This window comes from Planococcus sp. BI3 (assembly GCF_056680115.1).
Genome location: NZ_CM155266.1, coordinates 1,119,997 through 1,132,484, shown reverse-complemented (window position 1 = coordinate 1,132,484; position 12,488 = coordinate 1,119,997). Strand labels below are relative to the sequence as shown.

Genomic DNA, 12,488 nt, shown 5'->3' with positions numbered 1-12,488 from the left:
ATAGATGGCTAACGAATTGATTCATCACAAATTGGCAGTATTGCCTGATCAGCCGGGTTGTTATTTGATGAAGGACCGCCAGGAGACCGTTATTTACGTCGGCAAGGCGAAAGTTCTTAAAAATCGTGTGCGTTCCTATTTTACAGGCAGCCATGATGCAAAAACACAGCGCCTGGTCAATGAAATCGAGGATTTCGAGTATATCGTCACGTCTTCGGATAAAGAAGCACTGATTCTTGAATTGAATTTGATCAAGAAATACGATCCCAAATACAACATCATGCTGAAGGATGACAAAAGCTATCCGTATTTGAAGATTACGGGAGAGCGCCATCCCAAGCTGATCACCACCAGACAGGTGAAAAAGGACAAAGGGAAATATTTTGGGCCGTATCCGAATGCTTATGCGGCAGCTGAGACGAAAAAACTGCTGGACCGTCTGTATCCATTACGGAAATGCCATACCATGCCGGACCGTGTCTGCCTTTATTACCACTTAGGGCAATGCCTGGCACCTTGCGTCAAACCTGTTGAAAAAGAGACCTATCAGGAAATGATCGACGGCATCACCAAATTTCTCAATGGCGGGTTCCGTGAAGTGAAGCAGCAATTGGTCGAAAAGATGTCTGAAGCGTCAGAGAACCTGGAATTTGAGCGTGCTATGGAATACCGCGACCAAATTAACATGATCGAAACCGTCATGGAAAAACAGAAGATGGCGATGAACGACTTCACCAATCGCGATGTATTTGCCTATGCAGTCGATAAAGGCTGGATGTGCGTCCAGGTCTTTTTTGTGCGTCAAGGGAAATTGATTGAACGCGACGTCTCGCTGTTTCCGCTTTACCGGGATCCGGAAGAAGAGTTTTTGACTTATCTGGGCCAGTTTTATGAAAAGGCGAATCATGTCAAACCCAGTGAGATCCTCTTGCCGGAAGCGGACGATCCGGAAATGCTGAAGGAATGGCTCGGCGTTCGGGTACTCGTTCCACAGCGCGGAAAGAAAAAGGATTTGGTGGCGTTGGCCAAAAAAAACGCGGAGATCGCCATCAAGGAGAAGTTCCAGCTGCTGGAGCGCCAGGAAGAACGGACAGTCGGCGCCTGTATAGATCTGGGAGAAGCGATGAACATCGAAACGCCTTTGCGCATCGAGGCCTTCGATAACTCGCATATCCAGGGAGCCGATGCGGTTTCTGCGATGATTACATTCATTGACGGCAAGCCGTCCAAAAAGGATTACCGGAAATATAAAACACGCAACGCTTCCAAACCGGATGATTATGCGGCAATGCGTGAAGTTATCCGCCGGCGTTATTCGCGTGTCTTGAAAGATGGCCTGCCTTTGCCGGATTTAATCGTTATTGATGGCGGCAAAGGGCAGATGGAGTCGGCGCGTGAAATTCTGGAGGATGAACTTGGTTTGTCGATTCCGATTGCAGGACTGGCAAAAGATGCCAAGCACCAGACCTCTCAATTGCTGTACGGTTCACCTGCTGAAATTGTGCCGCTCAAGCGGACCAGTGAAGCCTTTTACCTGATGCAGCGGATTCAAGATGAGGTCCACCGGTTTGTCATCACCTTCCACCGCCAGCTGCGCGGCAAGAATTCAATTCAGTCGGCACTTGATGGCCTTGAAGGAGTGGGGCCGAAACGCAAACAGCAGCTGCTGAAGCATTTTGGGTCGGTCAAGAAACTCAAAGAAGCATCTGTTGAAGACATCAAACAGGCAGGAATGCCGGAAGCGCTGGCACTGTCCATCAATCAGCATTTTGCAGAGGACACATTGCCAAGCGAATCATAACATGTTAACGTAAGAGAATAATTGAATCACTTGTAAAAGTGATGATAGAGGCGCGGACGTCAATAGTAAGCATTCGGAGATTTGCAGAATCTGAGATGAATGGTGAAAGGGGCGGTCGCCGAAGTGTGCGTGTAACTGCTGTTGCGCATGCTGGTTCTGCATTTAAGAAGTGCAGAGCTGTCAGAGTCAATCTCTGGAGGGCTATCTCACATGGACGTTTTTCGTACATGATGAAAGAGGTAGTTTGCCGCGGTTGCGGTGAGCTGCCTTTTTTTGTGCCTGGTTTTGCTGCCAGCCATATTGAGGGCCACATACTAAATGTGGGAGTGGATGAAATGGAAACGATCGTCATGAAATTTGGAGGAACGTCTGTTGCAACACCTGAAAAAATCATCGGAGTGGCGGAGCGGGCCATCCGTGAAAAGGAAAAAGGCAAACGGGTGGTCATCGTCGTTTCAGCCATGGGAAAAACGACCGATACACTGCTTGGGCTGGCGGGGGAGATTTCTTCTGAACCGCCAAAGCGGGAAATGGACATGCTGCTGGCTACCGGTGAGCAGATCACCATTTCGCTGCTGGCGATGGCTTTCAAAAAGCTGGGCCATGAAGCCTTATCTTTCACTGGCTGGCAGGCGGGAATCGAGACAGAGTCCGTGCCGCGCAATGCACGCATTGAACAGATTCATACGGAACGCCTTGAACGTGTACTGGAAAACGGCTATTTCTGTGTAGTAGCCGGCTTCCAGGGAGTTGATAGGATCGGCAACATCACCACACTCGGCCGCGGCGGTTCTGATACGACCGCTGTCGCGCTTGCTGCTGCCTTGAAAGCAGAGAAATGTGAAATCTATACAGATGTCAACGGTGTCTATACATCCGATCCGCGCTATGTAACTGGTGCACGCAAGCTGGAACAGATTTCCTACGATGAAATGCTGGAGCTTGCCAATCTCGGGGCGGGTGTCCTGCATCCGCGTGCAGTTGAGTTCGCGAAAAACAATAATGTACCATTATCCGTCAGAGCAAGTTATTCAGACGAGCCTGGCACCATCATACAAGAGGTGATCACTGTGGAGAAAAACTTAATCGTCAGAGGCGTTGCCTTTGAACCTGGAATCGCGCGTGTAACTGTAACCTACAAAAAGCCGTTTAATGGATCGCTTGCCAATATCTTCACGAAGCTTGCCGAAAATCAAATTGATGTGGACATAATCGTCCAAAGCATCAGTGATGAGTTTCCGCCATCCGTGTCATTTTCCATCTCTCAGGAAAGCCTGGAAGAAACACGCCGTGTCCTGACAGAATCAAAAGATGAAATTGGCTTCCTGTCGTTCAATGCCGAGATTGATTTGTCGAAAGTATCGATTGTGGGATCAGGCATGGTGTCCAATCCGGGCGTAGCTGCGCGGATGTTCGATATTTTAAGAAGCCAGGATATTCCGGTGAAAATGGTCAGTACATCTGAAATCAAAATTTCGGTGGTGGTGCCGGAATCGGATATGAAAAAATCGGCGAATGCTTTACATGAAGCCTATGGATTGTCTGAAGTCCACTCTTCTTAAGAAAAGGGCATTTCAGCAACCAGAAATCAAGCCCTAGAACAAAGTAAGTGACAAAATTCACAAAACGTTCAAATTCTCAATGGCGATATTGAGATAATGCTGATATCAGTGCAATAGAGTGAATTCGAAAGAAAAAGCGATTCTCAATTAGAGAATCGCTTTTTAGCATAATTCCATTAAAACGGTTACATTCTGACTTATCTTGTTGCAGGGAGGACGGCTTTCACGTACAAAACGCTTGATAACTATCTGTTTAAAAGAGCTTCGTTGCCTTGACGCTCCTATAGGGGGGGAGTACAATAAATATGTCATATTATTGTATCATGATGGTGTGCGGCTTCAGGTGCTTTCGTAATATCGTTAGCTTTGAACGCTGCCAATTAATGTTTTGAGGGGGGTAAAATTTTTGGATAACAATCGCGAATTTTTAATGCGCAGGCTGCACTCATTGTTGGGGATTATACCTATCGGTTTATTCTTAACACAGCACTTAATCGTCAACCATTTTGCTACACAAGGAGTAGAAGCATTCAATAATGCATCTCACTTCATGGCAAGTCTTCCATTCGTTATTTTCCTGGAGATATTTGTCATTTATTTACCGATCTTGTATCACGCGTTCTATGGCCTATACATAGCGTTTACTGCGAAGAACAATCCTGGGCATTATAGCTATATGCGCAATATTTTGTTTGTTGCACAGCGCTATACAGGGGTCTTCCTGGTAGTCTTCATCGCTTGGCACGTTTTTGAAACAAGATTCCAAGTCGCTATTGGAGCAGCTGCTGAAGCTGATTTCAGTATGATGGAAAACATTTTGAGCAATCCATGGATGTTGGCATTCTACATTCTGGGTGTATTAGCCGCAACTTTCCACTTAGCAAATGGACTTTGGTCTTTCCTTGTTACTTGGGGAATTACACAATCCGAAACAGCACAGCGATACACAACTTATTTCACGCTTCTAGTATTTATTGTATTATCGGTTATTGGTATCAGAGCATTGTTTGCATTCGTTTAAGAATGTTTCAATCATTGGTGAACTAAAAGAGGAGTGAATACTAACATGGCGAAGGGCAAAATTACGATCGTCGGTGGCGGCCTTGCTGGCTTGATGGCATCCATTAAAGTTGCAGAAGCAGGTTCTCCCGTCGATTTATTTTCAATCGTTCCAGTTAAACGGTCCCACTCAGTATGTGCACAAGGCGGGATCAACGGAGCGGTCAATACAAAAGGTGAAGGGGATTCTCCGGATATCCACTTTGATGATACTGTTTACGGCGGAGACTTTCTTGCGAATCAGCGTCCCGTAAAAGCAATGGCGGATGCAGCACCTGGGATTATCCGTATGTTCGACCGTATGGGCGTTATGTTCAACCGTACACCGGAAGGCCTTTTGGATTTCCGTCGTTTTGGTGGGACTATGTACCATAGAACAGCGTTTGCCGGTGCTACAACTGGCCAGCAATTGCTGTACGCATTGGACGAGCAGGTTCGCCGCTACGAAGTGAGCGGACTGATCACGAAATATGAAGGCTGGGAATTCCTTGGTCTTGTTCTCGACGAGCAGGGTGTAGCTAAAGGAATTACAGCTCAAAATATGACGACTATGGAAATCAAATCGTTCCGTGCGGATGCTGTTATTATGGCAACCGGCGGACCGGGGATCATTTTCGGGAAATCGACGAACTCTGTCATCAACACAGGTTCAGCGGCTTCCATCGTCTATCAACAGGGTGCATACTACGCGAACGGTGAGTTTATCCAAATTCACCCGACAGCAATTCCAGGAGACGATAAACTGCGCTTAATGTCAGAATCGGCTCGTGGAGAAGGCGGACGTATTTGGACTTACAAAGACGGTAAGCCTTGGTATTTCCTTGAAGAAAAATATCCTGCATACGGCAACCTGGTTCCACGTGATATCGCAACACGTGAAATCTTTGATGTCTGCGTTAACCAAAAGCTCGGCATTAACGGCGAGAACATGGTTTACTTGGACCTTTCACACAAAGATCCAAAAGAGCTTGATATTAAACTCGGCGGAATCATCGAGATCTACGAGAAATTCACAGGTGATGACCCTCGTAAAGTACCGATGAAAATCTTCCCGGCTGTCCATTATTCAATGGGTGGATTATGGGTCGATGACCACCAGATGACAAGCATCCCTGGCGTTTTGGCAGCGGGTGAATGTGATTATTCTCAACACGGTGGTAACCGTCTGGGCGCAAACTCATTGCTTTCAGCGATTTATGGCGGTATGGTCGCAGGACCGAACGCTATTGAATATGTCAACGCCCTTGGTGTGTTGGCGGAAGATCTTCCTTCAGCTATCTATGATAAGCATGAAGCGGAAGAGCAACGTAAATGGGAAGAGATTTTGGCATTGGACGGCACCGAAAACGCTTACGTTCTGCATAAGGAACTTGGCGAATGGATGACGGACAATGTAACAGTGGTGCGCTATAATGATCGTTTGCAGAAGACGGATGAAAAAATCCAGGAACTGCTTGAACGTTTCAACCATATCAGCATCACCGATACGCAGCTATGGAGCAACCAAGGCGCAATGTTCACACGCCAGTTGCGAAATATGCTACATTTAGCACGGGTGATCACAATCGGGGCGCTTAACCGCAACGAAAGCCGCGGCGCGCATTACAAACCGGATTTCCCGGAACGTAATGATGAGGAATACCTGAAAACAACGATGGCTAAATTCAATGGCTTTGATGCACCTATCTTCCACTATGAAGAAGTCGATACATCGTTGATTCCGCCGCGTAAACGTGATTATTCAGCAAAAGCATAATATTGAAGGGAGCTAATTTACCATGGGTGAAGCAGCAAAAACGGTACTATTTGAAATCGAACGCAGAAACTCTACGGATGAAGATTCGTATTGGGAAAAGTTCGAATTGCCATATAAGATGAACATGAATGTCATTTCGGCATTGATGGAAATTCGTCGTAACCCTGTCAACATGGAAGGGAAAAAAACCACTCCTGTAAACTGGGACATGAACTGTCTGGAAGAGGTTTGTGGCGCATGTTCAATGGTCATCAATGGCAAAGCACGTCAATCGTGTACTGCTCTCATCGACCAGTTGGAACAGCCGATCCGTCTTCAGCCGATGAAAACATTCCCTGTTGTCCGTGACCTTGTCATTGACCGCAGCCGCATGTTCGACTCGTTGAAGAAAGTTAAAGCATGGGTGCCTATCGATGGTACGCATGACCTTGGAGATGGACCACGTATGCCTGAACGCAAGCGCCAATGGGCTTACGAACTATCTAAATGCATGACGTGCGGCGTATGTCTTGAAGCATGCCCGAACGTCAACGATAAATCCGATTTCATCGGAGCTGCACCACTTTCACAAGTTCGTTTGATGAATGCTCATCCAACGGGTGCCATGAACCGCGATGCACGTTTGAACGCAATTATGGGTGAAGGCGGATTAGCAGGATGCGGTAACTCTCAAAACTGTGTAGAATCTTGTCCAAAAGGCATTCCTTTGACAACTTCAATCGCAGCGTTGAACCGCGACACCACTGTTCAAATGTTCCGTAACTTCTTCGGAAGCGACAGAATGGTTGACTAGTATTTAATGGAAACCCCGCTGCGGCGGGGTTTTTAATTTGCCGTTTTTAGAAAATGACTGCTCTTTACTGTAGTTTTTGATATACTAAGAAAATGAAATAGATAACTAGAGTTTGACTAATGTAAGCTGTGCAAAAGAAGACATCGTTTATAGAGTCATGTTGCTGTTTGTTGGAAATACACAGAAAATCTCAAAGTTGCAGCACTCTTAGCGCTGGCACGTCCAGGTGTTGGGGAAACTGGGGAGACAGGCATTTTGCGAAAGCTTTGCCTCAAGCGGCGGAAAAACTGGGAGAAAGAAGTTTTTAACATTTAAAGTTTAGCGGAGGTTTTCCTATGAAAGCGAGTTATATTGGAAATTTTGAAGAATGGAAGCAGGAATTTATTTTTTCAGCTCCGGTTCATGTCCGTTTTTCTGAAACCGATATGTTCGGGCATGTCAATAATACGGTGCCGATCGCTTATTTTGAATTTGCGCGGATTGAATTCATGAAGGAAATGGGCTTGATGCGGCGTTGGCTTGAAGAAGGCAACGAGTTGTTTCCGGTCGTAGCTGATATGCAGGTGGATTTTGTCCAGCAGGTCTTTTTTGATGAAAAACTGGACGTCTATGTCAAGATTGCGCGTGTTGGCACTTCTTCGGTTGATGTCCATTACTGGACGGTCAATGAAAAAGGCGAGACCTGCTTTACCGGACGAGGGACGATTGTCCAGATTTCAAAGCAGACAGGCAAGGGATATCCCTGGACAGCGCAGGATATTGAAATGCTCCGGGCAGAGCAATTGGCTGCCGCGAAAAAATAAGCGAGTTCTTGCTATATCAATAAAAAACCTTCACTATAAGAATAAGATAGGTTTTTCGAGGAGTGATAACTAATAATGAATGATGACAAGCAAGGCATCAGCCATGATTTAGAACGTATAGCCTTTATGGAAAAGGAACTGCGGTATATTTCGGGGATCATCAAGCAAAAAGGCCGGGAAATTTTAAATTCCTATACGATTACGCCGCCTCAATTCGTTGCACTGCAATGGCTGTTTGAACATGGAGACATGACCATCGGCGATCTGTCGAATAAAATGTTTCTGGCATTCAGCACCACAACTGATTTGGTTGACCGCATGGAGAAAAATGAGCTGGTTGTCCGTATTCGTGAAGAGCAGGATCGGCGCGTCGTCCGGATTAAATTATTAAAAGAAGGCGAACGGGTTATTGAAGAAGTGATTCAGAAGCGCCAGGAATACTTAACGACTGTATTAGCGGATTTCACGTTAGAAGAAGCGGCACAATTTGCTGCTTTGCTTGAAAAAATGCACAAAAACATGAAATAGGATAGAGGCGATGACGTTGAATGCGCCAATCGGAGTAATTGATTCAGGAGTCGGTGGACTTACCGTCGCAAAAGAAATAATGAAACTATTGCCGAATGAGCAGATTTATTATATCGGTGATAATGCCAGATGCCCTTATGGACCACGTCCGCTTTCAGAAGTGCGTACATACACTTGGCAAATGGCCAATGCATTGATGAAAAAGAATATTAAAATGCTGGTCATCGCCTGCAATACCGCAACTGCTGCAGCGCTTTACTCTCTGCAGAGAAATCTGCCGATCCCAGTGATCGGGGTTATTTTCCCTGGGGCACGCGCCGCAATCAAATCTTCAACGACGAAAAAAATTGCCGTTTTAGGTACATTGGGTACAGTGGAGAGCGGGGCTTATGAAAAAGCAATCTTGTCACTGGTTTCATCATCGCATGTCGTGCAGCTGGCTTGTCCGCGCTTTGTCCCATTGGTTGAAAGTGATGAATACGAAGGCGAGTTCGCTCAGCGGATTGTTCAGGATACCCTCGCGGTGATTGCCCATGAGGATTTCGATACGGCGATTCTGGGCTGTACGCATTATCCATTGCTGCAAGGCTTTATTGAAGAAACGCTTGGCGACACGGTGCATGTGCTGTCGTCAGCCGAAGAAACGGCAAAGGACGTCGAGCTTTACTTAAGTTATAAAAAACAATTTGCAGAATGGAGCCAGCCGCCGGTGCATCATTTCTATACATCGGGGTCTACGCAGATTTTTGGCTCCATCATCCACAAATGGTTGGGGATCGATGAACCGATCATACATTCGATTCGATTTCCAAAAACCTGAGGGCCCACAGCCCTCAGGTTTTTGTCGTTATCGCCGAAATATGGTAAGCTATTTGAGCATATACAAGGAGGATATTTTATGACACGCATAGATAATAGACAAACAAACGAACTGCGTCCTGTATCAGTGGACGTCGACTATTTGATTCATCCGGAAGGCTCAGTATTGATCACGGTAGGCCAAACGAAAGTCATCTGTACCGCAACTATTGAAGATAAAGTTCCAGGATTCCTTAGAGGCCAGGGCAAGGGCTGGATCACAGCAGAATATTCCATGCTGCCGCGTGCCACCAACAGCCGGAACCGCCGCGAAGCATCTGCCGGAAAAATCGGGGGACGCACAATGGAGATCCAACGCTTGATCGGCCGCGCATTGCGAGCTGTGGTTGACCTGGAGAAGCTCGGTGAACGCACGTTATGGATCGACTGCGACGTTATCCAGGCAGACGGTGGAACGCGCACAGCGTCGATTACAGGCGCATTTATCGCGATGACGATGGCGATCAGCAAATTGGAGTTGCCGGCATTTCCGGTAACGGATTTTCTTGCAGCAACAAGCGTCGGTGTAACTGCTGAAAACGGATCGATCCTTGATTTGAACTATGTTGAGGATTCGACTGCGGAAGTGGATATGAACTTAGTCATGACCGGTGCAGGCCATTTTGTGGAACTGCAGGGAACAGGTGAGGAATCTACGTTCACTCGCGCTCAGCTTAACGAATTGATGGATCTTGGAGAAGCTGGAATCAGCCAACTGATTGACATGCAGCGCGATGCGTTGGGGGATATCGCTGTACGCATAGGTGAAAAGGTGCCTGCAACACTATGAAAAAAATTGTAATTGCAACTCAAAACAAAGGCAAAGCCAAAGATTTCGAAACCCTGCTGGCGCCTCTAGGCTATAAAGTGCTGACCCTGCTTGACGTGGCACAGGACATGGACGTGGAAGAAACCGGTGTGACGTTTGAAGAAAACGCCATCCTGAAAGCTGAGGCGGTATCAAAAGCACTCGGCATTCCGGTCATCTCGGATGACAGCGGACTGGAAATTGATGCCTTGAACGGCGAACCGGGCGTCTATTCAGCGCGCTACGCTGGTGCCGCTAAGAGCGATAGTGCAAATATCGATAAAGTGCTTGAGAAATTGGCCGGCGTGCCTGACAGCGAACGTACAGCGCGTTTCCGCTGTGTGCTGGCAGTGGCAGCTCCAGGACAGAAGACCGAAACTTTTTCCGGCTCATGCGAAGGAGCGATTCTTCATGAGCGCCGGGGCGATAATGGTTTTGGCTACGATCCTGTTTTCTATGTGCCTGCAAAGGACAAAGCAATGGCCGAACTCCAGCCCCATGAAAAAGCGGCAATCTCCCATCGCGGCAATGCTTTGCGCCAGTTGAAGGAAAGCATGCCTGAATGGCTGAACAAGCAGAACTAAACTCCTTGAAATTAATTTTAATGTTTTTTTAAAATAGCATTGACTTTTCTTCAAATCATTTCTATAATTAAAATTGTCTTTCAAAAGAAAAGCAAAGCCGTCCGCAACAGCTGGCGCCACCGTCTGGACTCTAAGAAAGCTTTGGTCTCAGTAGCTCAGCTGGATAGAGCAACGCCCTTCTAAGGCGTCGGTCGGGGGTTCGAATCCCTCCTGGGACATTATAGGAATGATTAGAGTATTATAGAGAATGGAAAAAATGGTTGAAAGCGTTGATATATAACGTTTTCAACCGTTTTTTATTTTTGTGTTTGTTGCTGATTAGTGTAGTCTGGAGAAAGTTTTACACACGTTTTACACATTAACTGATTCTCGTGCTGGCGAATACATCTTTGGAGAGCGCTTTATCTTTCTCTCTCTCAGCTTTTTGATGATATAGGAATAAATCTCTGTAGGATCTGCGGGTTTGCGTGTCAGACATATACAAGACTCAAACACCAGAGTATAGAAGTATGCTGGTGTGGTTGTGTCGAAGATCGTGAGCTGTAATGATATTGGTTTGGAAGTCAGTCACTATACCACTCAGGGCTTTGCTTATGATGAAATTTGTCAAGATGCCAAACTTAAAGTGTGGGTGACAGTGCGCAGGCATTTTCTTGAACAAAGACTCGGACGCATCCATAACTTTCTTATCCATGTCAATCGTCCGACCTGATTCGCCATTCCCCCTATTAACTACTGAATGCACTCTTTCGATTGTTTAGTATTTCTAGGCAGAAAATGAGGTGGACGCATGATGATCATTACAGATTTAGCGAGTGAGACGCAATTAGTAAGTGGCGCAACTAAATTTTGGGTGATTAAGTTAATTATGATGATATAAGATTAAACTCTGCTGTTTAGGTTAGGTTGCGTAAACGGGAAAGATAAAATAAATCAACTTAGGAGACTTTTAATGATACAGGGAAAACTGGTTTCTAATAATTCAAAAATACTTATTATAATTTTCCAAAGTGCGGGAAGAATAACTGATGAAATGTTCGAGGGGATAAAGGAAGGCCGAATCAATGAAAATGAAATTGAAGAAGCTCATAAAAACTATACATGGCATAAATTTAGCGAAAAAACTTACGCCGATTATCTGTTTATTGAAGATTATTTTTCTCAAAGCTACGGATGGTATATGGTTGACGCTGGCAAAAGTATAATCGATGATTTTAATGCAGAATTAGAAAATTTCATCAAATCCAAAGGTTACACTTCAGTAACCAGTTTTGGAAGCAGCAAAGGCGGAACAGGAGCCCTGCTCTACGGCTTAATGAACCCGAAGATTGACAATGTTTATGCATTGGTCCCACAAGTTCATGCGGTTACCTATATCGAAAAACATTACGCTCCGTTTAAGTCCCTATTCTTTCCAGATAATGATAAAGAAGTTGAAACATATTTCAACGAAATCTTTTTTAATGAATCCATCTATAAAGAAGAAAACTATTCAAATACCAATATCTATCTTTATACAGGTATTGGCGATGAGCAATACAAAGAAACGCTGCAATTAAATCAGTTTTTATCCAAAAAAGTAAAGAATAACAACATAATCATTAATTCAAGTTCGAAATCACATACCCCAATCGTTATGGATAACATCCCTTTTATCCGTTCGGGACTGAAATTAATTGCCAATCGCGCTCCAATGGAAGGTCCTAGGTTGTCGAACATTAGAGAAGATATATTGTTGCTTCGGGATAAATAAGTTAAATACATTCAAACCTTCGAAAAAGTTAAATGCAATGCTATTATGCAAGAGAGATCAGTGGACACTCTTTTTACTTTGAGTATAAAATATGAGTCTATCTACTCTTCGGAATTCAAAGAACCTTTCAACAAAGGTTACGGTTCTATTTCCCGTATTCTAAACGCTGTACCGAAACTACCT

The 12,488-nt window shown here is 45.2% G+C and carries 11 protein-coding genes, 1 tRNA gene and 1 riboswitch; all 12 genes read left to right on the top strand.

Annotated features, from left to right (window positions below; genetic code table 11):
- The first annotated feature begins 4 nt into the window (after positions 1-4).
- The 12 genes from uvrC to AC1MEO_RS05670 all read left to right on the top strand — a co-directional run bounded on the left by uvrC (position 5) and on the right by AC1MEO_RS05670 (position 12,305).
- Positions 5-1,801 (top strand): excinuclease ABC subunit UvrC, encoded by a 1,797-nt coding sequence (gene uvrC, locus AC1MEO_RS05725; protein ID WP_480334941.1) that lies wholly within the window; start codon positions 5-7, stop codon positions 1,799-1,801.
- A 37-nt stretch (positions 1,802-1,838) separates the two neighbouring features.
- A riboswitch (Lysine riboswitch) is annotated at positions 1,839-2,013 on the top strand.
- A 123-nt stretch (positions 2,014-2,136) separates the two neighbouring features.
- On the top strand, positions 2,137-3,363 hold the full coding sequence (locus tag AC1MEO_RS05720) for an aspartate kinase (protein WP_480334940.1): 1,227 nt from the start codon (positions 2,137-2,139) through the stop codon (positions 3,361-3,363).
- 406 nt (positions 3,364-3,769) lie between these two features.
- Entirely contained in the window at positions 3,770-4,384 is a 615-nt protein-coding gene (locus tag AC1MEO_RS05715) for a succinate dehydrogenase cytochrome b558 subunit (protein WP_480334939.1), read from the top strand.
- Positions 4,385-4,429: 45 nt separating this feature from the next.
- Positions 4,430-6,178 (top strand): succinate dehydrogenase flavoprotein subunit, encoded by a 1,749-nt coding sequence (gene sdhA, locus AC1MEO_RS05710; protein WP_480334937.1) that lies wholly within the window; start codon positions 4,430-4,432, stop codon positions 6,176-6,178.
- Between the two features lie 22 nt (positions 6,179-6,200).
- Entirely contained in the window at positions 6,201-6,971 is a 771-nt protein-coding gene (gene sdhB, locus AC1MEO_RS05705; protein WP_480334935.1) for a succinate dehydrogenase iron-sulfur subunit, read from the top strand.
- 335 nt (positions 6,972-7,306) lie between these two features.
- Positions 7,307-7,774: an acyl-CoA thioesterase gene (locus AC1MEO_RS05700; protein ID WP_480334934.1), complete on the top strand. Its 468-nt coding sequence runs from the start codon at positions 7,307-7,309 to the stop codon at positions 7,772-7,774.
- Between the two features lie 75 nt (positions 7,775-7,849).
- Positions 7,850-8,302 carry a MarR family winged helix-turn-helix transcriptional regulator gene (locus AC1MEO_RS05695; RefSeq protein WP_480334933.1) on the top strand — a complete coding sequence of 151 codons (453 nt, stop codon included), beginning with the start codon at positions 7,850-7,852 and terminating at the stop codon, positions 8,300-8,302.
- Between the two features lie 16 nt (positions 8,303-8,318).
- Positions 8,319-9,122 (top strand): glutamate racemase, encoded by an 804-nt coding sequence (gene racE, locus AC1MEO_RS05690; protein ID WP_480336030.1) that lies wholly within the window; start codon positions 8,319-8,321, stop codon positions 9,120-9,122.
- Positions 9,123-9,200: 78 nt separating this feature from the next.
- The gene (gene rph, locus AC1MEO_RS05685) at positions 9,201-9,950 is read left to right on the top strand and encodes a ribonuclease PH (RefSeq protein WP_480334932.1); all 750 of its coding nucleotides are present in this window, start codon (positions 9,201-9,203) and stop codon (positions 9,948-9,950) included.
- On the top strand, positions 9,947-10,552 hold the full coding sequence (locus AC1MEO_RS05680) for an XTP/dITP diphosphatase (protein WP_480334931.1): 606 nt from the start codon (positions 9,947-9,949) through the stop codon (positions 10,550-10,552). The genes rph and AC1MEO_RS05680 overlap by 4 nt, the downstream gene beginning before the upstream one ends.
- A gap of 144 nt (positions 10,553-10,696) precedes the next feature.
- Positions 10,697-10,770 (top strand) — tRNA-Arg (locus AC1MEO_RS05675).
- Positions 10,771-11,504: 734 nt separating this feature from the next.
- Positions 11,505-12,305 (top strand): hypothetical protein, encoded by an 801-nt coding sequence (locus tag AC1MEO_RS05670; protein ID WP_480334930.1) that lies wholly within the window; start codon positions 11,505-11,507, stop codon positions 12,303-12,305.
- Positions 12,306-12,488 lie beyond the last annotated feature (183 nt).

Excerpts from the sequence above, each read along its gene's own strand:
- uvrC (WP_480334941.1), top strand. The coding sequence starts at position 5 with ATGGCTAACGAATTGATTCATCACAAATTGGCAGTATTGCCTGATCAG.
- AC1MEO_RS05720 (WP_480334940.1), top strand. The coding sequence starts at position 2,137 with ATGGAAACGATCGTCATGAAATTTGGAGGAACGTCTGTTGCAACACCT.
- sdhA (WP_480334937.1), top strand. The coding sequence starts at position 4,430 with ATGGCGAAGGGCAAAATTACGATCGTCGGTGGCGGCCTTGCTGGCTTG.
- sdhB (WP_480334935.1), top strand. The coding sequence starts at position 6,201 with ATGGGTGAAGCAGCAAAAACGGTACTATTTGAAATCGAACGCAGAAAC.
- AC1MEO_RS05700 (WP_480334934.1), top strand. The coding sequence starts at position 7,307 with ATGAAAGCGAGTTATATTGGAAATTTTGAAGAATGGAAGCAGGAATTT.
- AC1MEO_RS05695 (WP_480334933.1), top strand. The coding sequence starts at position 7,850 with ATGAATGATGACAAGCAAGGCATCAGCCATGATTTAGAACGTATAGCC.
- rph (WP_480334932.1), top strand. The coding sequence starts at position 9,201 with ATGACACGCATAGATAATAGACAAACAAACGAACTGCGTCCTGTATCA.
- AC1MEO_RS05680 (WP_480334931.1), top strand. The coding sequence starts at position 9,947 with ATGAAAAAAATTGTAATTGCAACTCAAAACAAAGGCAAAGCCAAAGAT.
- AC1MEO_RS05670 (WP_480334930.1), top strand. The coding sequence starts at position 11,505 with ATGATACAGGGAAAACTGGTTTCTAATAATTCAAAAATACTTATTATA.